We start from the raw sequence: 23,987 nt of genomic DNA on the forward strand, positions 1-23,987 counted from the left end.
GGACATGAATACATGCAGGTTTATGCCTAGCATGATCCATGTCCTTTACTTCTACAATATTAAAATGTACTCAATAAGCAGAAAACCCTCAAAGCCAAATAAAGTGTTAACCTGTCTAAATTATACTCCCCTTTGCCGGGAAGCAGCTGCCTTCAGCCTTTCCAACACATCAACCGTTACGGTCTTGCTACCCAGATCCCCGTGGAAAACGACACCTTGCCGTTCCCCATGATAATCGGATCCGCCAGTCTCGATTAACCCATAACCCTTAGCCATCTCGGCGTATCTGCGCTCATCTTCCGGTTCATGGTCTGAGTGAAACACTTCGAGTCCATCTGGACGGCAATCCTCAATGATACGCCGTACCAATTCATCATCTTCATAGAGGCCCGGATGGGCAATCACGGCGGCTCCACCTGCGGCTCTGATCCATTCGCACGCATCCTTCGGCGCAACGCGGGGTACAGATACGAAGCCAGGCTTGCCTTCAGCAAGGTATCGATCGAATGCATCCCGCAAGTCAACCGCATATCCCTTCTTCACCAGCACATCAGCCATATGAGGTCTGCCGATACTCTCGTCAGGCTCTAGTGGCCGTCCCAGCTCATCCAGTACTTCCTGCCAGCTGATATCAAGCCCAAGTTCCTGAAGCTTCGCGATAATGAGATGATTCCGCTCATCTCGCGCTTCTCGTAATCCGCGCAACCGTTGCAGGAATGGCTCATCCTCCGTATTCACATAATATCCGAGCACATGAATATCTTTTCCGCCAGCCCGAGTGCTGATCTCCACTCCGGCAACAACATCAATATCGTACTCTTTTCCCGCTTGCTGTGCTTCCGCTACACCAGCAACTGTATCATGGTCTGTCAGGGCAACCGCCGATAGCCCTTTTTGTTTCGCAAGCTTCACATTATCAGCAGGTGGCTGCATTCCATCCGATGCCTGACTATGGGTATGCAGATCACAGCGTCCTTTGCTTTGATTCATGTACAACAACTCCTTTCTTTCCAAAAGTGGTTTGTGATTACATCTTATCTATCATTAATGGTGCGAACGATTATGCCTTCCCCGTCTTGGACTCCGGCTCAGGTTGCTCCTGTTGGCGCAGATAATTCAGGAAAGCCACTGCCGACAGGGGCAACAAGGACGATTTTAGATGGATGGCATAGAATTGCCGTTTGAATTCGAGTCCTCGGATATCCACAATATGAACAAGTCCCAGAGCCAGTTCATGCTGCACGGAAGAAGGAGATAACATCGTAATGCCTACCCCTGCCTCCACGGCTGATTTTACCGCTCCTGTACTGCCAAGTTCCATCACAACATTCATTTCCTGTGGATCAATCTTTTTCTTTTGCAATTGGTCTTCCATCACCTGACGAGTACCTGAGCCCTTCTCACGCAGCACAAAGGGATAATTCATGACATCCTCAATATTCACTTTGCTACGCTTAGCCAGATCATGCCCGGCAGGTACAATCAGTTTCAGCTCGTCCTGCATGACAGGCTCTACAATCATGTCCGGATGGTGTACTGGCGCTTCAATCAGACCAAAATTAAGCTGGTGCTTTAAGATATCATCCATAATTTGCGTTGTATTCATCACTTTCATGACGATTGAAATATCCGGATATTGAAGTGCAAAAGGTCCGAGCATGCGTGGAAGTACATATTCCCCGATCGTTAAACTAGCTCCAAGCTGGAGTCGGCCCTGTAACATTTGGGTAAACGCTGACATCGCTTCATCCGTCTGTCTAACCAGTTCTACACTTCGTTTGGCATGAGGTAATAATGTCCGACCCGCCTCGGATAATTCTATTTTTTTGGTGGAACGATGCAATAACTTGGTCCCGAAATAGTCCTCCAATGATTGAATCTGCATCGTCACTGCCGGTTGAGTCATATGTAATGCTTGTGCAGCAGCCGAGAAGCTTCCTTTCTCTGCTACCGTATAAAAAATATGCAATTGGTGAAAATTCATATCTTCGCCCCTCTTCGATTACACTCTCTATATTGTAGCCGATTTCCCGCTTGGCAACAAAAAAAGCATGCAGCTTGTCTGCATGCGATACGACTTGAATCTATGATTTCAACATATTGAATCTCATATTGAATCTAATCAACTTACTTATGCTTACGGCTATTTTTGACCAACGTCATTCTTCTTGAGTGTCTTAACCATGAATAGTATGACTTCAGGTCCCTTAATTCAATGGTCTCCGACATTCGTCCCAGAAACGTAACTACGATCATTTTGTGCAAGGGGTTGCCCGCAATATCATATTCCCCTTCAAGTTCGGAAAATTCGGCGACCACCACCAGATCCTCATCAATCAGGTAGACGTCCTGTTCATTACGGTAGTATGGTGTTATACGGTCCTGCTTCAGACACTCCCATAACCACGCCGCAATATGGTCATCATCACTACGTGCAGGCTCAATACGGTCTGCATACCGCATCTTGGCATGATGGGTAATGACGATGTCGGCCACTTTCTTGTCTCCAAGAGCCACGAAAAACGGCTCGTAGGTGCTCCAACGTTGCATCACCTTATCACGCATGGGAATCACTCTCCACCAGATAGGACTTTCTATCTATTTATTACCAAATATATTACAACATTAGTCCCGCAACCTCAAGGCGTAAGTGTAACTTTTTTTCACTAAAGTTCATTTGTGCATAATTTAAGAAAAGAGCGACCCCAAGGGGCCCCTCCAGTTTCTCGTCTATATTCCGTAAAAGCTCGTTTTGTCCATGGTTTTGCTGGCATACTCAGTTTTGATCTCATTACGATACGATCGTTCGATCTTGCGCACATAGGAAAGTCGCTTCACGTTTTTCATCGTATCTTCTGCCCGTTCTGCATTAACATACATGACCACATAATGCATACGGCGGGAGATATAATGCACGGTGCCATATTTTTCGAGATTACGGGCAGCCTTCAAATCACTGACCCAAATAATGAATCCTGTCCTTTCCGCAAACATCATCGTTCCCCGCCCTTCTATAATGATTACTTAACTGCAACCACACTTGCCGCCACTACCGCAGCCGCCCTTCGGATTCGGATCATTGCTCGGTACCTTAATGGTCGTTGACACTGCGAATGCAATGGTCTCTGACATCTGGAATAACATATCATCCAGGGACTTCTCTGCCTGTTTGAAGCGGACCACCGCCTCGAAATTTTCCAACTCCTGTTCCAGAGCCTTCACCTGGTCTTTCGCTGCATGATAATCCGGGTGAAAATGACCGAAACGCTGTGTTTCTTCAAACAATTCCTTCTTGGCATTCAGCTTCCGAATCCCCATCTGAATCTCAGGGGAAGTCTCGACTTGCTGCTTCCAATATAAATAATCCGATACTTCGGCAGATTGGTTAATCATGTCGCCCAGTTCATATGCGCCCGTTAACACTTGGGCCATATCGACCGTGTTCATTTCCGCTACGCTCATGAAATATTCATCCTATCTATATATAAAGTTCTACTTAACGTAGACTACCCCATCATAGCATATCCATGAATAGTTAAGAAGAGTTTTTCCTGCAATTAGAAATAGCGAGAGCTTTAAAATTCGCCTTTCAACCTGATATTCACGAAAAACAGTCAGGTTGTAACTCCATCGGGCAGGATAAGACGCATTGTATCCCACTCCGACGGGGAGAATGTACGCCATTCCGTCTCTGATGTATGTTCATTTGAATCCAGCATGTACCAACCACTTAAAGTCCATTGTTCATGGCCCTCTACCTGGTGTGGAATGAGGTATCGCGTACAATTTTCCTGCTGTATCCCCAGCTTGGTCTGCCACTCAATGGCTTTGGCAGCAATCTGTCGTGCGGTTGAACTATGATATCGACGCCACTCCTTGTACCAGGTCTCCGGTATCTCCTCTAATCCGAGCAGAGAGAACTTCTTCTCAATGACAGAATGATCACGCTCCAACCCATGCAGAATTTCAGGGACATTAACCAGACCTTGATTATCGGGTGTGTAGAAAGTAGAAGCACATACATCGGTCAACACATCTTCTTCTAATAATTTCGAAGGCGCTTCGGTACCTGTACTTGCCTCCGTTGCCTCCATCTTCCGTTCTACAGTCAACAGTGCAGCAACCGTCTCCCTTCCCCACCCTTCCAACGCAATACGTACATTCTCCGGTATGCCTGTCAGGGCATATTGATCCAGAAACTCCATCATTTCACGTAATCCACGCCCTTTGGCTAAGGCCCAAACGAATCGTTCTCTTGTCATGCGATAGATGGACATCCGGTCACGAGTTACCCGTTCTGCGCATTGCTCCAGCATCCAGATCACATCAGGCCTTGCTTCCGGTGGCACCAACATTTCGAAATCAGGCTGCATGTAAAATCCACTCGGTTCCGTCTCACTTACCATCTCTCGTTCTCGATATAAAAGGCTCTGCGGGTCGATCAGCCAACGAAATGCCAGATCTCCCGACTGATCCTCTCCAACTTCACCATAACCCCACCCAGCAAGGGCATAGAGCCAGCCCATAATTCGTGGTTTCAGCTCAGAATTCGCTATACGGCACCATATGTTCTTTTCTGGAACAAGCACTGCCAATTGATAACGAAAATGCTGTAACGCGGGTTCAACTTCTCCGTATCTTTCCATACACGCTTGATATATTTCCCGATGCATCTGTGTCCACGATAGCCCCAACCATTTTTTTAATTGATGATCTTGAATCTGGATTCGCCCATCTGACTTCTGAACCAGATTCAGACTAAGAAGTAGATCAAGAAGAATGGCAACGTGGGTCGGATACAACTCCGAATGTTCATATCGGATACCCAAACCATCAAAGTCTGTCGAAGATAACACCGTGATCATACTTAATTTTTGAACACTTTTCTTATGTATAGTGCCTTTACCTGTCAAAGGAAGTCCTTCTCTTCCCATCCAAGCAATCAGATGAAGTAACTCTCCAGCAACATCCGACTTTCCCTCCTGTATTACATGAGCAAGATTTATATCCTGTTTGACGGTTATGCCCACTCTTTGCGCATAAGCAATAGTCAATGTCTCCATCAGTGAAGCAGGAATATAGAATAGTCGCTCCCCCCAACTCTTATGCACAGATTCGATCCATTTTTGCTGCCGAAGGTGGGCGAAGGAAGAATTGGCTTCTGCGACACTTAGTCCTTCGATGGCCCATTGTTCTCGCGGCATGAGGGAGGAAAAAGGCTGACCAGCATGTTTGTGAAAAATTGCACCAAGCACTTTTTGTTCCACCCAAGTAAGCTTTGGCCATGAATCAAGGTTCAGTACCACAGGTTCATTTGTTGGTCCAGATGAAGACATTTCCCAATCCCTCCTCTTTTCGCGAGTATAAATGGACTATTCGTTCTCATGAACGATAGCATATTCATATCCCTGCTCCACCAAGAACATCTGACGGTTTAATGCAAACTCCTGTTCCTTACTATCCTCCGATACCAGCGCATAGAAATATGCTTTATTTTCCCCCGCTTTCGGTCTCAGAATTCGTCCCAACCGCTGTGCCTCTTCCTGCCTTGAACCGAAACTCCCGGATATTTCAAGCGCAACAGCAGCATCGGGCAGATCTACAGCAAAATTGGCAACCTTGGATACAACAATCGTTTTAATCTCTCCACGTCGAAAAGCGCCAAACCATTTGATTCGCTCCTGCTGTGACATGGTTCCGGAGATTAAAGGTGCTTCAATTTCCCGGGCAATCAACTCTAGTTGGTCCAGATATTGTCCAATTACTAGTGCAGGCAAATCCTGATGACGTTCCAGCAAACGCTTCACCACACGTACCTTCGCCGGATTCTCTGCAGCCAATCGAAATTGATGCTTAACCTCGGCTTGCAGATAATTCGATCTTAATTCCGGGGAGAATGGGATACGTATCTCCTGGCATTGCACATCAGCAATCCAGCCTTGCTGCTCCAGTTGTTTCCACGGCATGTCATAGAGCTTAGGACCAATTAACGAAAATACATCCTGTTCACAGCCATCCTCTCGAACCAACGTGGCTGTTAATCCCAGCCTTCGCGTAGCTTGAATATCCGCAGTTGCACGAAACACCGGTGCTGGAAGCAAGTGTACTTCATCATATATGATCAGCCCCCATTGCCGCTCACTGAGCAGTTTGATATGGGTAAAATCAGCATCTTTTGATTTCCGGTGTGTAAGAATCTGATATGTAGCTACAGTCACAGGTTTCACCTGTTTTTTCTGACCTGAATACTCACCAATCTGTTCGCTGGTGATCGTGGTTTTGTCTTGAATTTCCTGAATCCACTGTCGCACAGACGTTGTATTGGACGTCAAAATAAGGCATTCACATTGAAGCCGCTCCAGCACGGCCATGCCAATGACCGTTTTGCCTGCCCCACAAGGAAGTACAAGTAGCCCGCTTCCTCCCATGCCCTCACTGCCTTCGAATGCGTCCACAGCCTCTTTCTGGTAAGAACGCAGTGCAAATCGCTCAGAGTGAGCCCCTGAATCATTGGTTCGCCATTCAAATGAAAGCTCGGTTCCCTTCCGATACCCCACGTAATCAAGTACGGGGTAACCCAGTCGTGTTAATTCCCTTTTTAATAACCCTCGCTGTTCTCCCGAGAGCATAAGTTGATGAGCGTCCTTACGTTCCATACGAAAGGCAGCTATCGTTTTCAATCCACTTAATTCATCGAGCAACCGTTCATCCTCACTGTAAAGGCGCATTCTGGTGTGATCTGCTTCGGAATGCAGCTTTAATTTGCCATACTGATCCATAATTCTACGAACATCCTGTATCAGTGCAGCAGGCACGTTCCAACGCGATACCAGCTCCAGACTTGCAATGACCTGATCTGAATTCCATCCGAGCGCAGCTGCATTCCAGAGCGACAGCGGAGTGATTCGGTAGGTATGAAATGCTGCGGGTGTCTTGACCAGTTCAGCATACATCCCAAGCTGCTCTCTTGCCCTTTCGAATCCGGGGTGGCCGACTTCCAGCAAAACCGTAAAATCTCGCTGAACAATGCAAGCATCCGTTCTATCCATATGTTCTGTTCCATCCATTCGCGCCTTCCTCCTATCACAAAAAAGTCCAGTTCCGGCTGCTTCCGAAAATGAACCTGTATAATTGCGAGTTCAACAAGTCTTATTTAAGTACCGAAAAGTGGACTTATTGAACAACCTCTAAAAAAATCCATAAAAAAAACACCCTGCCCATACCTCGGTATGAACAGGATGCCCAACCGCATCTAAAGTCATTCGGCTGTGTAACCCTTAGCCATGGCGATAAATAATCTCACCGCCGTCTGCATCGCATCTTCGTCAAAATCAAACATCGGATGATGATGCGGATAGATCGCATTTTTATCCGGGTTGCCTGCTCCAACAAACATAAAGCACCCTGGAACCTTCTGCAGATAATACGCAAAATCTTCCGCTGGCATCAGCATCGGGGAGGCTTGTACTCGTTCTGCCCCAAATAACTCTGTAGCTTCCCTGAAGAAACGTGCTGTCTCCTGTTCATCGTTCACCACAGGTGGATATCCCATAATATATTTCACTTGCGTCTCTGCTCCATAGGCTGTCCCTGTCTGGTCTACCATGGTAAGCACACGCTCTTTCATCACGTTTCGGGTCTCTTCATCAAACGTTCTAACTGTACCGCTCATTTTACATTGCTCTGCAATTACATTCTGAGCAGATCCCGCCTGCATTGTGCCAATGGTCAGCACCGCCGGTTGTAAGGGATCCACCGAACGGCTGACAACCGTCTGAAGCTGCATCACAAGCGCAGAACCGGCGATAAGACTATCTATTGTGGATTGCGGCATCCCGCCGTGTCCACCTTTGCCTTTGATCTCAATGTAAAAATCGTCCGCCGCCGCCATCATCGGTCCTGCTTTACTGGCAACCACACCTACAGGGAGCGGGGTCCACAGATGAATTCCGTATATGACATCTACACCTTCAAGCGCACCATCCGCAATAACCTGGACTGCACCGCCTGGAAGAAGTTCTTCTGCTGGTTGGAATAAAAAGCGAATCTCGCCTCGAATCTCCTGCTTGTGACGGCTGAAATACAATGCCGTACCGAGCAAGATGGAGATATGACCATCGTGGCCGCATGCATGCATTGCTCCTGCTTGTTGTGAAGCATACTCGATATTCTTTTCATCCTGAATCGGCAGTGCGTCCATATCAGCTCGCAGCATGACGACAGGACCCGGCTTGTCGCCACGGATTGTACCAATGACCCCGTGACCACCAACATGACGCCTTACTTCAACGCCAAAGCTCTCCAACATATCCGCTACAAAAGAAGATGTCTTCTCCTCATGAAAGGAAACCTCTGGATTGCGATGAAGGTGACGCCGCCATTCCACCATGTGGATCTGCAGATCTTCCCACCATATATTATTAGTCATGTCTCTCCATCCTTTCAATCTTGAACGGGACTTATATCAAGCCCGAACCTGCCTCTTCGAACCTATTGCTGTATATTGTAGCAGAATTGGAAGAAAACCGATACGAAACGCCCTTGGAAAGCTTGCACGGGAAGGGGAAACATACTATCATGAACTAGAGAAATACTCGAGAAATTATACTCGGAAGCTTATGAGGAGGATCAAACGCTTATGATTTTTGAGAATACAGGCTTGGATGGCTTGAAGAGCGACTTGGCATACCTGGATGAGAGCGCCGAGAAAGTCGGATTTGTCCGGTGGCAATGGGAATATTACCGTGCTACATACGACTACAAAATTGAAGATGAACAAACCAACTCAGAATACTTTGTACGCATTAATACCCGCGCCGTGGAAGGCAAATTGGAAAAACCGGATACCGTTCTTGCTGTTGAAGCAGTGTACCTTGGCAAAGCCACCTTCCCTCACGGCCTGGACTATGACTCTTCCGTTCCCCAACCAGTCGTGAAGCTGGCAGCCCAAAAATTACAGCAGCTTAAAGAACTGCTGGAAGCATAGGCTGGGCCAAACGATGAAACAACAAACGGCCCAAACGAAAACGAAGAGAGGCACGCCGGATTTTCAACTGCTAATCCTCACTTTATTGTTGGTGGGCTTTGGACTGGTGATGGTATTCAGCTCCAGTTCCAGCATTGCAATCGCAAGCGACAGATTTAACAATGATGCCCTTTACTTCACGAAAAAACAACTTGTGTGGGCGATTATCGGTCTATTTGGCATGTTCTTTGCCATGAATATCCGCTTTAACAAGTACAAAAAGCTCTATGCACCCTTTTTCCTGATCACTACGGTCATGCTGGTGATTGTTTTGATCTCAGGCGCAGTATTGAACGGTGCACGAAGCTGGATTCACATTTTCGGCTTCAGTCTTCAGCCTGCGGAATTCGCCAAAATTGCTATCATTCTATATCTCTCTGCTCTGATCACCAAAAAAGGTGAGAAATTCAGAGTTTTCAAGACAGGGTATTTTCCCGTCTTGTTCATCGTTGGATTCATCGCAGGGCTGATCATGCTGCAACCAGACTTTGGTACCACCTTCATTCTGGTATCCACTTGTGGTCTCTTGATCTATGCCGGTGGAGCCAGTATGAAACATATTCTGGGTTCGATTCTCTTGGTTGCACTCGGTGGAGCGCTGGCGTTCGGAGCGAATTCCCTATTTTCTTCCATGTCTCCCTCCGACACGACGACCGCTACAACAGCAGTCACTGCGGAGCAGAACTACAAGATCGGACGTATCCAAGCTTTCCTGAATCCGTTATCCGATATTAATGGTGGAAGTCTTAACCTCTACCGTTCCCTTGTTGCCATTGGTGATGGCGGCATGACAGGTTCCGGGATTGGACAAGGAACGATGAAACTGCACTATTTGCCAAATGCGTATAATGACTTTATTTTCTCCGTCATTGGTGAAGAACTCGGGTTCATCGGAAGTACATTATTCCTGCTCGTTTACCTGTACTTCATCTGGCGAGGAATTATTGTCTCTCTGCGCTGTCCCGATCCATTCGGAACATTGGTCGGCATTGGCATTATGGGATTGATCGCGATTCAGGCATTTATCAACATCGGTGGTGTAACTCAGACCATTCCGGTGACGGGGGTTACGCTTCCGTTTATCAGTTATGGGGGTACCTCACTCTTTGTGATGATGGTCGCCATGGGCATTCTGCTCAGTATCTCGCGCACCAACAATCTGGACGTAATCAAGGAAGAGAAAACGAAGTCCGTGACTGTACAGACACAGACTCGTACCTCTCCTGCTCTTCGTTCACGGGAGTCCATTCGACGGATTCGGTAAAAAACAACATAAAAAAAGGCTGTGCACCTAATGGATGCGCAGCCTTTTTGTGTGTACTCGTTTGACAATTCTGTCTATCAAGATGAAGAACAGGTTGATGTATCCTGTTCTCCATTGCGGATTGCGATGTCTACAGATCGTCGCCTTTGAAAGATACGCCTTCTACCTTTACATTGACTTCAACCACGCGTAATCCGGTCATGGTCTCTACCGCTTCTCTTACGTTCTGCTGAAGCATACGGGAAACTTCATGAATCGGGGTTTCGTACAGGACGATGATGCGCAGGTCAATGGCTGCTTCCAGCTGGCCGACCTCAACGCTCACGCCTTTCTGTACGTTTTTACCGCTGAGTCGCTTCGCCCAGCCCTCTGACAAACCTCCAGACATTGCGGCAATTCCGGGCGTTTCCATTGCAGCCATTCCGGCAATTTTCGCAACCACGTCATCGGCAATCCGGATGTTTCCGCTCTCCAGTTGAAGTTGTTCTGCCATGCCACATCCTCCTTCACTTCGTTACTCGTATTTTAAATCCTTTCCACCCCAAAAAGCAAATTAAACTCAAAAAGATGCGTTTACAACCTACCACCATTTGGTTATATTGAAATATGAAAATAATCTCATAAGCGATTTACATGCAATTCAAAACAAAATAATTTTATAACCGAGGTGTTTGTTGTGAGAAACCGGATTTCATCCATTTTGCTGATTGTGTTCTTTGCACTCAGTGCCATCGCCCACTTCTTGAAATGGGATTCGATTCTACAGTTCGTGATATCAGCCATTTCGGTTATTTTTGTGGCCGGTTTTTTAGGCAAAGCCACCGAAAATGTTGCCCACTACGCCGGACAGCGGCTGGGTGGATTCTTGAATGCGACCTTCGGCAATGCCGCCGAATTGATTATTGCCATTTTCCTCGTTAAAGAGGGACTGTTCGACATGGTCAAAGCAAGTCTGACAGGATCCATCATCGGTAATCTGCTGTTAGTGCTTGGGTTAAGTATTTTTGCCGGGGGACTCAAGTTCAAAATTCAGAATTATAATGTTTCACTCGCAGGTCTGAATGGATCCCTGATGATTGTTGCCATCATTGCGCTGTTTATTCCGGCAGTCTTTCTCAATACACATTCCATTACACAGAAAGACACCAATACACTTAGTCTCATCGTAGCCGGATTGCTCATTCTCGCGTATATTGCCTGGTTATTATTCTCCATGGTGACGCATAAGAACTACCTTGCAGACGTCACTGAGGATCGCGATGAAGAGCTGCCGCATGAACATGCTCCGGCATGGTCCAAGAAAAAGTCTATTCTCTACCTGGTGCTCGCAACGGTCATGGTTGCCTTTGTCAGTGAATGGCTGGTCGGCACGCTTGAAGTCTTCACTTCGGAATTTGGACTTAGCGAACTGTTTGTCGGTGCATTCCTGGTGGCCATCATCGGTAATGCGGCCGAACACAGTGCAGCCATCATGCTTGCCATGAAAAATAAAATTGGAGCCGCCGTCGAGATTGCGGTCGGCAGCAGTTTGCAGATCGCACTTTTCGTAGCTCCTGTACTGATTTTTGTCAGCTACTTCACAGGCAGAACCATGGATATCGTATTTACAACCATTGAACTGGTTGCCATTGGCGTATCCGTATTTATTGCCAAGTCCATTACCCAAGATGGTTCAACCAATTGGTACGAAGGCCTACTCCTGCTCGTGGTATATATCATACTCGGCGTATCCTTCTTCCTGGTGTAACCAGGCCTGACGCATCCATCATCAAAATAAACAAGCCACAAGAGGCAGCCCAATGTACATTTGGAGCTGTCTCTTTGCTTGTATACGCCTTCTGGCTGGCTTGTATCCCCATCCCGTTCAGACGCACAAAAAAAGCATGCATAAACGCCTGCATGCCTTCTATTCTGACCCGCGCATTTGCAGGCTATTGCTCATTCTTCTTGTTCAAGGCTTCATATAGAATTGCCAAATTCCGCTCAAGCGCGCTAACCAGCTGCTTACCTGCACCTTCTGGAAGGAGCCCTGCACGAACAGCAAAATCAACTTCCTTGGAGAACCCATACATCTGTGTATCCAATACTTCCTCATAGAGAGGGCAGTAGCGGGTAGCCAGATTCTCCATCTGTACTTCAATAAGCTTCTGTATTTTATCTGCATCTTCTTGAAGAAGACTGATCGCTTTCAAATTCAGCTGGTCCTGCAGATCAGATGAAGTCATGCATTTTTCCCCCCTATGTCCCAAAAATCGCGTAAAGACGTTCTACCTCTAATATTAGACGAAATGAAGAGCTAATACAAGAACCTGACCAAAATAAGAACGCAAAGTTAAGCCTGCTGTTGAAGCTTAATCCTCCTGTTCAAGTCCCGTCCAGATGAGTATTCAGATCATTCCATGCCAAAAAACACCCCTGCCAAAAAAGGCAAAGGTGCTTCTTGAGAGCTATTACTCAGATGCGATGCTTACATTCAGCCCATGCTTGGCAAATACTTCTGACATGGCTGCTTTTGCTTCAACTGCATCTGGACCATGAACATGCAGTTCATAGCTGTGCGTGCTGATCAGCGTTGTAAACAATCCGAGAATACTTTTTACATCAATATACTTGTTCTCCGAATGAAGCACGATTGAAGAAGTAAACTTGCCTGCTGTTTGAGCAATTTCCACTACAGCTGCGTTATTACTCGACATAGGAATCCCTCCGTCTTTTTACGATTGGTATCATCTATTAATTACCACTACATGATACCGTGAATCCGCTTTCCTAGCAACAGCAAAATCCTGTTCCTATTTCAAACGGTCCGGATTCAGGCATTCCAGCTCAGGAATCACAAAAATACCGTCTTTACGAATCAGCACATCGTCAAAATAAATCTCCCCGCCGCCATAATCCGGACGCTGGATCAACACTAGATCCCAGTGGATGGACGAGCGGTTGCCATTGTCTGTTTCTTCGTAAGCCTGACCTGGTGTAAAGTGCAAGCTGCCTGCAATTTTTTCATCGAACAGAATATCTTTCATCGGATGCAGAATATGCGGGTTAAATCCAATTGCGAACTCACCGATATGACGAGCACCCTCATCCGAATTCAGGATTTCATTCAAACGCTCAGTATCGTTGCTTGTCGCTTCAATGATTTTCCCATTCTCGAATGTGAACTTGATATTTTCAAATGTCACTCCGTTATACAACGTTGGTGTGTTATAACTGATCGTTCCGTTCACGGAATCACGTACAGGGGCGCTGTACACTTCACCATCCGGAATATTTTTTTGCCCGGAACATTTCTCTGCACCGATATCTTTAATGGAGAAGCTCAGATCTGTTTCCGGTCCGGTAATGCGAACTTTATCTGTACGCTTCATCAGGTTAGCGAGTGAGTCCTGCGCTTTGTCCATTTTGGCGTAATCCAGGTTACATACGTCGAAGTAGAAATCTTCAAACGCTTCTGTACTCGTATTGGCGAGTTGCGCCATACTTGCGTTAGGGTAACGAAGTACAACCCATTTCGTATGTTTGACACGTTGTTCACTATGTACCGGGTGGGAGTACAATGAATTGTACATTTTCATTTTTTCTTCCGGCACATCGGACAGATCATTCACATTTTCTCCCGCACGAATACCGATATAACAATCCATCTGCTTCATACGGTTCAGATCAATCTCTGCCCATGTTTTCATCATTTCTTCGGTCGCATTTTTCAGCATAGCACGCTGTACGGTCTTATCAGTCAACTGTACAAAGACGTTACCACCTTTTTTGCCTACCTCTTCAATGATGGCGTTAATCAGATCACGTTCTGATCCAATCATCTCAACCAATACATTTTCACCAGGCTGCACATCTACAGAATAGCCCACCAGGCTTGCTGCAAGCTTTTGAATTCTTGGGTCTTTCATCTTGGTAAAATCCTCCTGTCTTCTGCCATGCTTGAATTGAACAACGGTAAATTACGATACTATTGTAGCACGCGAACAGTCATCCCGTCAGCAGGCAGTCCCTCACTTCGTTTATTGATATGACTTGAAGTTTACATCGGTGACAAGGGCTTCTTTGTTATTTTTACGGTTGTTGTCCGTGTAACTCACCTGACTTTCAGAGGATAAGCGAAGAGGCAGACTGCTCTTCCGATCTACGGTGAGATGATATACCGTCTGTACGCTCGCTTGTTTCATCATCTGTTGCATCGTTATTTCACCCTGTTTCCAAACTTGATCCAGATCCTTCTCAAGCTTCTCTTTACGTGCGCCTTTCACCGTAGAAGCCTTATGCATATATTCTGCCCGAATGGCGTTCATTTCGTCGTTCAGCTGGGCTACAGCCCATGTTTTGGCATCTTCCGGTGCAAGTTCAATCCGTAATGTTCTGGTTCGACGACCGGCCCCATATTCGGATTGAATGGTTTTGTTCATCTTGTCTATTTTCTCCATCTGGGCAATTGGATTAAAGCGGGAAAGAGAACCACGAAGCGGCTCATGTTGCGCTGATAATGCCATCCACTGCCCTTGTTTCCGCTCGAAAGAGGCGCTAAACCCACTGGGCTGTCCATTATTTTTTACGGCAGTCGTATGAATGCCTGTGCCCACAGCAGTTACTTCTCCAGGTAATCGGGTCTGAAGGGTCAGACGATCATGATTCTCCAGCTTTCCTTCGAATTTGAACTGATTCTCGAACAATCCACTGTTCTCCCGTCGAAGTCCTGCTTCTCCTTCAAAACTTAATGTTTCTTTTCCCGCTATCCCCGATAAAGCCAAGGAAAAAACCTCTTCAGGCGTTCGATCTCGCTGGATGAATCCACAACCCGGGACACCAATCATCAAGATGCTCACTAATAACCATAACGTACGTACCGAATGGCGGTTAAGCATGTCTATCTTCACCCTTCCATGAACTTTCTCCATAGATTGCCCCGCCCGTATATGCTTATACTTCCTTCTATACACAACTTGATCACGAATACATAAAAAAAAGAGAACGACTCCGCAAATGGAATTGTTCTCTCTTAACGCGTTATATCCTGTTCCTCTACAACAATTCTGTTCCGACCACCATTCTTCGCGCTGTACAAGGCCATATCAGCCCGATAAAACAAAGACTCTACGCTAACCTTCTCATCCATCCAATTCCACTCTGCGATGCCACTGGATACCGTAACGAGTGGTCTGGTCTCTTCTGCAACTCTCTTTCGAATCACTTCCGCATAATCCAGCGCCTGACGTACACTCACCTGCGGCATATAGATTGCGAGTTCTTCTCCACCCCATCTGGCGCATATATCCTCCGTGCGAACCGAACTGGTGACGATCTCACTCACTTGTTTCAGTACTTGATCGCCAGTCTGGTGTCCAAAGGTATCATTCACCTGTTTGAACTGATCAATATCCACCACAATGAGGGAGCCACAGAATTCATGAGCCTGTCGCTCGTGAATGACACTATCCAGATAATGCCTCACGTACAGACCTGTCAACATATCCAGATTAGCCAAGCGCCGAACCTCGGCGTGTAACGTGGCATTTGACAGCGCTAGCCCGATATGGATGGACAACATCTGTAAGAGCCGATAATTATCATATGAAAAATAATGCTCTCGACTGTGTCCCAGCAAAATGGCTCCCTTCACTTCACCATTAACTCTAATTGGTGAAGCAATCAGTGACATAGATCCCGTATCTTCCATGAAAAAGGAGGAGACTTTATCATATTGCGCATAATTGGTTATAATAAGCGGTTCCTCTGTTCGATACACCAAGCCTGCAATACCGTAGTCCACAGAAAAAGATTGGTGAAATACATCCTTCACATTGGATGACATGACTTCGAAGTCGTTTGTACTATCATTGAGTTGAAGAATGCAACATGTTTCAGCCTGAAATATTTCCTTCAACTCCTGCTCGGATAATTGATAAATCTCCGAAAGGTGCAGGCTCTTGTTTAAACGCTGTGTAAGATCATTGATTAGACGAAGTTCCTGAATCAACATATTGGATTGTTCGTGCAACTTGGCGTTCTCAAAGGCCGTGCCTGCAGTGTCCACCATCATGGTAATCAATTGCAAGTCCGATTCTTCCATGATCTCTTCATTCATTTCAATATGGAACACACCGTATATGCCTTGTTTTCCTTTCAGCGGAATACCTACATCTACAATGCGGTCTTCTCCATCATCGGAACGAGCAACGATCAGTTTGCCTGCCATAAATGAACGTACACAGATATCTTCTCCCCGCTCGTGGACAAGCAACGGTTTAATCCGTGGATTATAGTTGCTCTGATCCTGAGACATATAGAGTTTGATATAGGTGGCCGGGTACAGGTAGTCCATACTGTCAAATACCTCATCCAATATGGCCTCGACATCCATTTTGTCATGCATTCGCTGAACAATCTGAAAGAGGATAGACCTCCGGTGTTCCTCACGCGCTGTTTGTTCATGAGCATGTAACAGGTCCGTCATAAATATGTATTCAAATCTTCGGTAAAAGCAGGTGCGGTAATGCAATGCCTCAGATCGAACCACAGCTTCAGACGTTTCATATCGATTGGATTCATAGATCACAGCAGTGAATACGGCAAACATATCCTTGTTCGTTCTGGAGAATAAGGGGTGTGTTATCAGGAGATATTCTCCACGGTCGCTAGTCCCTCTGTGAGACAGGGCCTGTCTCTTATCCAAACATTCCAATACAAGCCTGCGTGCATCCAACCCTGGATCAGCCTCATGATCACGATCGTACCCTACACAATCGCCTTCCGTGTTCCATACGCTGTAATAGGTTGATCCATTGTCCAGGCCTGAATCTGCTTTGGAGGTCCAGTCACTGTATGCCTGCTCTAGCAAGCTGCCCAAATATGAAAAATCAAAAGGTGTGATATCCATTTTTTGCATCCACAACACATGCTCTTCATGAGAACGAGGAGCGGAAACAGATGCGGAATCGCCCGAACTTCGTGAATTCAAGCTGGCAGGTAAACTTCTTAGATGTTCTAACATGTCAGGCGCTCCTTTGCACCGTTTTTGCATCCACCAGGATGCATTAATCTGCAGACGTTATCGCAAACCTGCAAATTCGTCACGATAACCTTATTACATAAAGATGATTTAAAGTTAAGATACAATCTATTTTACTCTGTTTAAAGCTTTTTTGCATCCATATTTCAGAAAATTGTCCCATTATTTTAGGCCCAATGACCTATCGACAAATTTAGACGTTTTTTTGCTTTTATTCTACGCTTGACTTTGGTTCTCTTAAACTGTAATATAAATTGTTGATGAAGACTACTAATGGGTCTTTAAATTTGGGCATTACCGGTTGTGTCACCCTCATTCTTTTTGTTGCTTTCAGGACAGCGGCTGAACTTTCCTGATCGTTCTATGCGAGGCCAAGCCCGCATCAACAAATTGGAGCGCAAACAGAGCCCTAATATGAACTTTAACTAAAAAGGAGCTACTTTAAACATGGCACGTTACACTGGTCCTAAATTTAAATTGAGCCGTCGCCTCGGCATTTCCCTTAGCGGAACAGGCAAAGAATTGAAACGTCCTTTCCCTCCAGGTCAGCACGGAGCTAACCAACGCAGAAAAATGAGCAACTACGGTATGCAATTGCAAGAAAAACAAAAATTGCGCCACATGTACGGTTTGGGCGAGAAGCAATTCCGCACACTGTTCTCTAAAGCTCAAAAAATGCAAGGTATTGCCGGTGAGAACTTCATGTTCTTGCTTGAGTGCCGCCTTGACAACCTCGTTTACCGCCTTGGGTTTGCTAACTCCCGCGCTGGAGCGCGTCAGTTGGTAGCACACGGTCACGTAACTGTAAACGGCAAAAAAGTCGATATCGCTTCTTACCAAGTAAGCACTGGCGATGTAATCGGTTTGCGTGAGAAGAGCCGCGCTCTTTCTTCCGTTAAAGAAGCTTTGGAAGGCCGTTCGCATCTTCCAGCTTACGTTGAATACAACGAAGCAGCTGTAGAAGGTAAATTCATCCGCTTGCCTGAGCGTGCTGAATTGTCCCAAGACATCGATGAAAAACAAATCGTCGAGTTCTACAACCGTTAATCGTTGCAATCACATTAAAGTTTCAATCCAAACAGCTGTCGAGATTTTCTCGACAGCTGTTTTTCTATGCTTTTTTCTATTTATCTTCATTAAAAGACCTTAATTAACGATATAAAATATAGACTCCCTTTAGGAGAAGCACACATCCATACAATCATCACAAGAGTTACATCAAGGGGGATTACACATGAATTTTTTTCGCAATCGCAAGCTCGCTGTTAAGCTGGGACTTTTACTCGGGATCGTATTGCTCTGCTGTATTGGAGCCCTGATTGCATTTAACACCAAATCGATTTACGACAAAAGCCTGCAATACGGGGAAACCGTTGCGGGACAAGCAGCGAATCGTGCTACGAACGAGTTTATGACAGACATGAACCAGGTCAAAAACACATTGGACACCATGAGTATCACGTTATTGGATGCCGCTAAGAACGGCTCACTCAATCGCGAGGAAGTCGTTAGACTTCTTGAGCAGTATCTGAAAAAGGATGAGAAAGTTTTTGGCTTTTATACGGGCTGGGAACCGAATGCCTTTGATGGAAACGATGCGAGTCACGTCAATAAAAATGATTATGATGATGCTACGGGTCGATTTGTTCCATACGCCATACGGGACGGCAACTCTCTGCATTTTGAGCCGCTCACGACCTATGAGGGAAACAGTGAAACCAGTACATATTATCAGCTGCCCAAGAAAACCAAATCCATCTATTGGTCAGAGCCTGTTACCTATACGGTTGGCGGGAAAGAAACACTACTCGTTTCGATTGTCCTCCCTCTCTTGGATGAAAACAACACTTTTCTCGGTATTGTTGGGGCCGACTTTACCATTGATCGTTTTCAGCAAAATATAGCATCACTCAATCCGGATCAAGGTTATGCCATGCTGATTACTAGTGAAGGACAGATCGCTGCGCACGGCTCCAAACCGGAACTGGCTAATGCAGACGCCGTCATTCCACCTGATATGAAGACGGTCATTCAGCGTATACAGTCCGGCGAGTCTCAGTTTTATGCCACTGATCCCGAAGTAGGGGAAGAGCTGTTTATTGCTGAACCTGCCAGGTTACAAGGAACAGATTCGAACTGGTATCTTGTATCAGCACTGCCAAAGAGCCACATTCTTCAACCCTTCTATGACAGCTTGAACTGGTCCATACTGATTGCCGCACTGGCTGTACTTCTGCTTGCAGGTGTGGTTACCTACACCATCATCTCTATTGTTAGACAATTAAATCAAGTTAATATCGTCGCTGGGCAGCTGGCTGGCGGAGACTTGACACAAAAGTTACCTGTCCGATCCAAAGATGAATTTGGCGTCATGGCAGGTCATATGAATCAGATGATGGATACCCTGCGACATACCATATCGGTTATATCCGAACATGCTCTATCTGTAGGCTCAACTTCTCAACAGTTGACCGCAGGTGCCGAAGAAACAGGTAAAGCCGCCGAACTGATTGCCTTAACAGGAGTCGAACTTGCAGATAAAGCAGGTAAACAGGTGCAGGAGCTGCAAGAGTCCTCCCGTTCCATGAATGAAATATCTGTCGGGATCGGAAGAATAGCAAAGGCCGCCTCCGATGTATCCGATTCATCGCGAACGGTGGCCGAACGAACAACCGTCGGAAGTGGTAAGATTCAGTCCGCCATGCGCATGGTCGATAGTGCCACTTCATCTGTGCAGACATCGATGACTGCACTGGAGAATTTCCGCCAACGTTCCGAAGAGATTGGCCATATTACAGGCATGATCACGGAAGTTAGCCGTCAAACCAACCTACTCGCACTTAATGCTTCCATTGAAGCATCACGAGCAGGGGAACACGGACGCGGGTTTGGCGTTGTTGCTTCCGAGATTCGTAATCTGGCTGAACAATCCAGAGTATCAGCAGCGCAGATTGCAGCGTTAATTCATAGCGTTCAGCAAGAGGTCCTTTCTCTCGTTGAAAATATGGAACATGGAAATTCCGAAGTTATTCATATTGCGGACGTGATTAATGAGAGTGGTGAGCTCTTCCTCTCCATCTCATCACAGATTTCAGATGTTAATGTGCAGATCGAGCATGTCTCAGCCATTGCACAGCAGATGTCAGCTGGATCACAGCAGGTTGATGCCACGTTGGAACAACTCAAAACCATCGGTCATGAAACAGCAGATCATGCAACTCGTGTTGCTTCTGCCTCTGAAGAACAACTCGCATCCATGGAAGAGATTACGGCGGCATCTGCCTCTCTGGCTAATCTTACCCAGGAACTCTTAGAACTGATTCAACGTTTCAAAACCTGATGTAAAAGAACTCCAATACGACATATCATTCAGGCCACCCTATGCACCTCAGCATGGAGGTGGCCTGCTTATATTTTGGCTTACAACTCATGAAATGTGCTTCAATATCGCATGATATATAGCATAATGCATGGCAGAATGGCAAATTTCGACCATTACTTGTATTTCTCAGGCATGCAAACCCGCCTTTTTATGCTATAATAAGTGCTGTTAAAAGGAGGAAGACACTGAATGGTTGATGTTAATAAGAAAAAGCCCGATGAACAGCCTGTACGCAAGCGCAGCTTTGCCCGCAGACTGGGAAGTTTCGTCAAATGGATGGTTGTCCTTGGATTTATGGGGGTACTATTTGTAGGCGGTGCTTTGATGGGATACGTCAGTTCCATTGTGAAAGACGAGCCTGTCCGTTCAAGGGCCCTGATTGAACAAAAAGTCAGCGAAAACTCCATCACAGGCTTTGCTTACTTTGCCGACGGCAGTCCGATCGGTCAATTACGTACGGAAGAAGACAGGCGTCCGGTCACTACGGACCAGATCCCACAAAAGGTTATTGATGCAGTCATTGCGATTGAAGACAATCATTTTTACGAACATAAAGGTGTAGACATGAGCGGAACACTACGTGCCGTGAAGCAAAAAGTGCTGAAAGAATCAGTACAAACCGGCGGTAGTACACTGACTCAGCAATTGGCGCGTCGTGTATTTTTGAATCTGGATCGCACGGAAGATCGAAAAGTGAAAGAAATCTTGCTCTCACTTCGACTCGAACGTTTCCTGACCAAAGACGAGATCATGACAGCCTATCTGAACAAAGTTCCTTTTGGTAATGGTTCCAGCGGATACAACGTTTATGGAATCAAAGCGGCCGCCAAAGGATTGTTTAATATTAACGATCTAGAAAAAATCAACATTGCTCAAGCTGCTTATCTTGCTGGATTGCCACAACTCCCCTCCTCTTACTCCGCTTTTAACGGTAAAGGTGATTTTGTAGAGGAAAATTTTGACCGCGCAATCAATCGTCAGCATCTGGTATTACGTCGTATGCTTGAACTGGGCAAGATCAATCAGTCCGAGTATGACGAAGCTCTTGCTTTTGATATCAAAAGTTCACTCGCTCCGAAGACCATCAAGGCTTACAATACTTATCCATATCTTATGATGGAAACGGAACGACAAGCTGCACAGATTTTGATGAAACAATTAAATTCCGACACAGCTGAATCTACAGACAAAGGTACGGATGCCGACACACCTCAGAAGGAAAGCAGTGCATTATTAGAGGAAGCTCAGACGCAACTGCGGACAGGTGGATATCGCATCTACACGACCATCAACAAAAGTATCTACAAAACGATGCGTACCATTGCGGAAGATGACAGCAACTTCTCAGCAGATGATCCTGTCAAAGGAAAAGAACAAACTGCTGCCATGCTGATTAATCACAAAACAGGTGCTATTCTCGGCATGATTGAAGGACGGGATTTCCAGGATGAACAGATGAACTACGCAACGCAGATGATACGTCAGCCAGGTTCAACGATGAAACCAATAGCCGCTTATCTTCCTGCGTTAGATGAAGGTCTTGTTCAGCCAGCTTCAATTATTGATGACTCACCGATCATTTTGAAAAGCGGTCCGAGCGGGTACCACATTGCAAAGAACGCTAACAACCGGTACCAAGGACTTGTTACGGCCCGCAGAGCACTGAATTACTCACTTAATATACCGGCTTTGAAATTGTTCAATGAAGAAGTCGGAATCGACAAAGCGTGGGCTTTCGCCAAGAAATTAGGAATCACCACGATTCAGAAGGAAGACTATCAGGCTCAAACTGGTGTTCTCGGAGGTCTCCAATACGGTGTAACCGTTGAAGAGCTGACCAGTGCCTATGGTGCCATCGCCAATAATGGTGTATATAATGATTCCTACATGATTAGCAAAATTGTAGATTCCAAAGGCAACATCGTCTACAAACACGATACGGAACCAGTTCAGGCCTTCTCGGAGCAGACAGCATACCTGATGACCGATATGCTGCGGACTGTTATTACAGAGGGAACGGCAGATAAAGTACGTGAAAATTACAAATACTCGAAAAGTGTACCGATTGTAGGTAAAACAGGTTCCACTCAAAACTATGCAGATGTTTGGTTTGAAGGCTATACACCTGATGTCACACTTGGCGTATGGGTTGGATACAAACAGCCGGTGAATACGCTGGAAAGCAAATCACAGCGGAAACGTGCGCAGCAACTGTGGTCGAAAATCCTGAATGAAGTGATCGATACGCAAAAAGATCTGTTCGTCACGGATTCGTTCAAAAAACCATCTGGGATCGAAACGCGTACGGTATCGGCTTACAGCGGCAAGTTGCCAACATCCATGACTGACAAGTTTGTTACGGATATTTTCAACAGCAAGTTTGTTCCGAAGGATAGCGATGACGGTGTCGCCAAAGCCAAATACATTACTTACAATGGTGTAAACTATATTCCGCGTGATGGAACACCTTCGGACATGTTGAAGGAAAAAACAGTAATCAAGCGTAAAAAACCAATCTCGGATCTCATCAAAGAATTGCAAAATGCTTTCTCACGTATGAGTCGACATGAGTCACTTGCTTATTACCTTCCTGAAGATGCGGATGCAGACATGCCGACACAGATTGATCCAAGAACAGATAACGGCAAAACTCCTGATGCACCAGGTAACGTACGAATCTCAACCTCGGGTGACACAGCTGTCATTACATTTAATGGCACTCCTGAGAACGATGTCGTGGGTTATCGTCTGTATCGATCTGTGAACGGTGGAGGATTCCAGAACCAAGGTCAGGTCGTCCTGACCGGTGAATCCAGATCATTCTCTGCTTATGCAGCGCAAGGCGGCAACTTCGCCTTCTATGTAACCGCAGTGGATGTTGCTGGCAGAGAATCTTCTCCTAGCGCAACCGTAAATAGTGCCGGAAGTGTAGCTCCTCCAGTGGAAGAAGAGATTAATGAGCCGATTGAAGTTCCAGGTACAATTGTTACTCCAGGAGAAACGCAGACCGATAATACAACAACGACAGCCCCAGGCACACCTGGTCAAGTCAGCGTATCTGCTCTATCTCAAGGGCTGCGCATTCAATGGGCGTCCACGCCAAACGCAGATAGTTATACTGTATTTTACAGTGAAACAGGCTCGGCCTACACCAAAATTGGAACGACAGCGGGCAATACCATGGATTATGGCGTACCCGCATCGACCAGTGGATGGTTCAAGGTATCTGCCAGCAACAGCGCAGGTGAATCCGAACCTTCCGCGGCTGTACATTTTCAGCCCTGATTTAGGCAAA

The 23,987-nt window shown here is 46.0% G+C and carries 20 protein-coding genes; 6 read left to right on the top strand and 14 right to left on the bottom strand.

What is annotated here, in order from left to right; genetic code table 11:
• Positions 1–120: 120 nt before the first annotated feature.
• The 8 genes from MKY85_RS20235 to MKY85_RS20270 all read right to left on the bottom strand — a co-directional run bounded on the left by MKY85_RS20235 (position 121) and on the right by MKY85_RS20270 (position 8,428).
• Positions 121–990 carry a PHP domain-containing protein gene (locus tag MKY85_RS20235; RefSeq protein ID WP_342570625.1) on the bottom strand — a complete coding sequence of 290 codons (870 nt, stop codon included), beginning with the start codon at positions 988–990 and terminating at the stop codon, positions 121–123.
• A 70-nt stretch (positions 991–1,060) separates the two neighbouring features.
• Positions 1,061–1,984 carry a selenium metabolism-associated LysR family transcriptional regulator gene (locus tag MKY85_RS20240; protein WP_339256325.1) on the bottom strand — a complete coding sequence of 308 codons (924 nt, stop codon included), beginning with the start codon at positions 1,982–1,984 and terminating at the stop codon, positions 1,061–1,063.
• Between the two features lie 143 nt (positions 1,985–2,127).
• Positions 2,128–2,565: a hypothetical protein gene (locus MKY85_RS20245; protein ID WP_017687436.1), complete on the bottom strand. Its 438-nt coding sequence runs from the start codon at positions 2,563–2,565 to the stop codon at positions 2,128–2,130.
• A 165-nt stretch (positions 2,566–2,730) separates the two neighbouring features.
• A complete protein-coding gene (locus MKY85_RS20250; protein ID WP_095290540.1) occupies positions 2,731–2,994 on the bottom strand; it encodes a YlbG family protein in 264 nt (87 codons plus the stop codon).
• Between the two features lie 30 nt (positions 2,995–3,024).
• Positions 3,025–3,462 carry a YlbF family regulator gene (locus tag MKY85_RS20255; RefSeq protein ID WP_339235702.1) on the bottom strand — a complete coding sequence of 146 codons (438 nt, stop codon included), beginning with the start codon at positions 3,460–3,462 and terminating at the stop codon, positions 3,025–3,027.
• 152 nt (positions 3,463–3,614) lie between these two features.
• Positions 3,615–5,336, bottom strand: coding sequence for a helicase-associated domain-containing protein (locus tag MKY85_RS20260; RefSeq protein ID WP_342570626.1), 1,722 nt, complete (start codon positions 5,334–5,336; stop codon positions 3,615–3,617).
• 36 nt (positions 5,337–5,372) lie between these two features.
• On the bottom strand, positions 5,373–7,067 hold the full coding sequence (locus MKY85_RS20265) for a DNA repair helicase XPB (protein WP_342570627.1): 1,695 nt from the start codon (positions 7,065–7,067) through the stop codon (positions 5,373–5,375).
• Positions 7,068–7,258: 191 nt separating this feature from the next.
• Positions 7,259–8,428: a M20 family metallopeptidase gene (locus MKY85_RS20270; RefSeq protein ID WP_339256331.1), complete on the bottom strand. Its 1,170-nt coding sequence runs from the start codon at positions 8,426–8,428 to the stop codon at positions 7,259–7,261.
• 210 nt (positions 8,429–8,638) lie between these two features.
• On the opposite strand from MKY85_RS20270, the gene MKY85_RS20275 reads away from it, so the two are divergent.
• Positions 8,639–8,986, top strand: coding sequence for a YugN family protein (locus tag MKY85_RS20275; protein ID WP_017687430.1), 348 nt, complete (start codon positions 8,639–8,641; stop codon positions 8,984–8,986).
• A 13-nt stretch (positions 8,987–8,999) separates the two neighbouring features.
• Positions 9,000–10,289, top strand: coding sequence for a putative lipid II flippase FtsW (gene ftsW, locus MKY85_RS20280; protein ID WP_342570628.1), 1,290 nt, complete (start codon positions 9,000–9,002; stop codon positions 10,287–10,289).
• Positions 10,290–10,419: 130 nt separating this feature from the next.
• Here ftsW and MKY85_RS20285 read toward each other — a convergent pair whose 3' ends face one another.
• Positions 10,420–10,782 (bottom strand): Asp23/Gls24 family envelope stress response protein, encoded by a 363-nt coding sequence (locus MKY85_RS20285; RefSeq protein WP_017687428.1) that lies wholly within the window; start codon positions 10,780–10,782, stop codon positions 10,420–10,422.
• Positions 10,783–10,965: 183 nt separating this feature from the next.
• Here MKY85_RS20285 and cax point away from each other — a divergent pair, with 183 nt between their 5' ends.
• Positions 10,966–12,036, top strand: coding sequence for a calcium/proton exchanger (gene cax, locus MKY85_RS20290; RefSeq protein ID WP_339235714.1), 1,071 nt, complete (start codon positions 10,966–10,968; stop codon positions 12,034–12,036).
• Between the two features lie 184 nt (positions 12,037–12,220).
• Here the strand turns inward: cax and MKY85_RS20295 are convergent, their stop codons facing one another.
• The 5 genes from MKY85_RS20295 to MKY85_RS20315 form a co-directional block, all read right to left on the bottom strand.
• Positions 12,221–12,514, bottom strand: a complete 294-nt coding sequence (locus MKY85_RS20295; protein ID WP_017687426.1) for a YlaN family protein — start codon at positions 12,512–12,514, stop codon at positions 12,221–12,223.
• Positions 12,515–12,739: 225 nt separating this feature from the next.
• On the bottom strand, positions 12,740–12,985 hold the full coding sequence (locus MKY85_RS20300) for an HPr family phosphocarrier protein (RefSeq protein ID WP_036614658.1): 246 nt from the start codon (positions 12,983–12,985) through the stop codon (positions 12,740–12,742).
• 96 nt (positions 12,986–13,081) lie between these two features.
• Positions 13,082–14,197 carry an aminopeptidase gene (locus tag MKY85_RS20305; protein ID WP_253439101.1) on the bottom strand — a complete coding sequence of 372 codons (1,116 nt, stop codon included), beginning with the start codon at positions 14,195–14,197 and terminating at the stop codon, positions 13,082–13,084.
• 111 nt (positions 14,198–14,308) lie between these two features.
• A complete protein-coding gene (locus tag MKY85_RS20310) occupies positions 14,309–15,199 on the bottom strand; it encodes a hypothetical protein (protein ID WP_339235716.1) in 891 nt (296 codons plus the stop codon).
• Between the two features lie 101 nt (positions 15,200–15,300).
• Complete coding sequence (locus MKY85_RS20315; protein ID WP_342570629.1) at positions 15,301–17,292, bottom strand: sensor domain-containing diguanylate cyclase; 1,992 nt, start codon at positions 17,290–17,292, stop codon at positions 15,301–15,303.
• A 465-nt stretch (positions 17,293–17,757) separates the two neighbouring features.
• Here MKY85_RS20315 and rpsD point away from each other — a divergent pair, with 465 nt between their 5' ends.
• The 3 genes from rpsD to MKY85_RS20330 all read left to right on the top strand — a co-directional run bounded on the left by rpsD (position 17,758) and on the right by MKY85_RS20330 (position 23,977).
• Complete coding sequence (gene rpsD, locus MKY85_RS20320; RefSeq protein ID WP_062835377.1) at positions 17,758–18,357, top strand: 30S ribosomal protein S4; 600 nt, start codon at positions 17,758–17,760, stop codon at positions 18,355–18,357.
• Between the two features lie 187 nt (positions 18,358–18,544).
• Complete coding sequence (locus MKY85_RS20325; RefSeq protein ID WP_342570630.1) at positions 18,545–20,650, top strand: methyl-accepting chemotaxis protein; 2,106 nt, start codon at positions 18,545–18,547, stop codon at positions 20,648–20,650.
• Between the two features lie 231 nt (positions 20,651–20,881).
• Positions 20,882–23,977 (top strand): transglycosylase domain-containing protein, encoded by a 3,096-nt coding sequence (locus tag MKY85_RS20330; protein WP_339235724.1) that lies wholly within the window; start codon positions 20,882–20,884, stop codon positions 23,975–23,977.
• Positions 23,978–23,987: the final 10 nt, after the last annotated feature.

Source organism: Paenibacillus sp. FSL R5-0749 (genome assembly GCF_038595085.1).
In the GTDB taxonomy this organism is placed as follows: Bacteria; Bacillota; Bacilli; order Paenibacillales; family Paenibacillaceae; genus Paenibacillus.

Coding starts and splice junctions, on each gene's coding strand:
- MKY85_RS20305 (WP_253439101.1), bottom strand. CDS start 14,197: ATGAAAGACCCAAGAATTCAAAAGCTTGCAGCAAGCCTGGTGGGCTAT.
- MKY85_RS20285 (WP_017687428.1), bottom strand. CDS start 10,782: ATGGCAGAACAACTTCAACTGGAGAGCGGAAACATCCGGATTGCCGAT.
- MKY85_RS20250 (WP_095290540.1), bottom strand. CDS start 2,994: ATGTTTGCGGAAAGGACAGGATTCATTATTTGGGTCAGTGATTTGAAG.
- MKY85_RS20315 (WP_342570629.1), bottom strand. CDS start 17,292: ATGTTAGAACATCTAAGAAGTTTACCTGCCAGCTTGAATTCACGAAGT.
- MKY85_RS20275 (WP_017687430.1), top strand. CDS start 8,639: ATGATTTTTGAGAATACAGGCTTGGATGGCTTGAAGAGCGACTTGGCA.
- MKY85_RS20240 (WP_339256325.1), bottom strand. CDS start 1,984: ATGAATTTTCACCAATTGCATATTTTTTATACGGTAGCAGAGAAAGGA.
- MKY85_RS20260 (WP_342570626.1), bottom strand. CDS start 5,336: ATGTCTTCATCTGGACCAACAAATGAACCTGTGGTACTGAACCTTGAT.
- rpsD (WP_062835377.1), top strand. CDS start 17,758: ATGGCACGTTACACTGGTCCTAAATTTAAATTGAGCCGTCGCCTCGGC.
- MKY85_RS20245 (WP_017687436.1), bottom strand. CDS start 2,565: ATGCGTGATAAGGTGATGCAACGTTGGAGCACCTACGAGCCGTTTTTC.
- MKY85_RS20300 (WP_036614658.1), bottom strand. CDS start 12,985: ATGTCGAGTAATAACGCAGCTGTAGTGGAAATTGCTCAAACAGCAGGC.
- MKY85_RS20255 (WP_339235702.1), bottom strand. CDS start 3,462: ATGAGCGTAGCGGAAATGAACACGGTCGATATGGCCCAAGTGTTAACG.
- MKY85_RS20265 (WP_342570627.1), bottom strand. CDS start 7,067: ATGGATGGAACAGAACATATGGATAGAACGGATGCTTGCATTGTTCAG.
- MKY85_RS20330 (WP_339235724.1), top strand. CDS start 20,882: ATGGTTGATGTTAATAAGAAAAAGCCCGATGAACAGCCTGTACGCAAG.
- MKY85_RS20270 (WP_339256331.1), bottom strand. CDS start 8,428: ATGACTAATAATATATGGTGGGAAGATCTGCAGATCCACATGGTGGAA.
- MKY85_RS20310 (WP_339235716.1), bottom strand. CDS start 15,199: ATGGAGAAAGTTCATGGAAGGGTGAAGATAGACATGCTTAACCGCCAT.
- MKY85_RS20295 (WP_017687426.1), bottom strand. CDS start 12,514: ATGACTTCATCTGATCTGCAGGACCAGCTGAATTTGAAAGCGATCAGT.
- MKY85_RS20235 (WP_342570625.1), bottom strand. CDS start 990: ATGAATCAAAGCAAAGGACGCTGTGATCTGCATACCCATAGTCAGGCA.
- ftsW (WP_342570628.1), top strand. CDS start 9,000: ATGAAACAACAAACGGCCCAAACGAAAACGAAGAGAGGCACGCCGGAT.
- MKY85_RS20325 (WP_342570630.1), top strand. CDS start 18,545: ATGAATTTTTTTCGCAATCGCAAGCTCGCTGTTAAGCTGGGACTTTTA.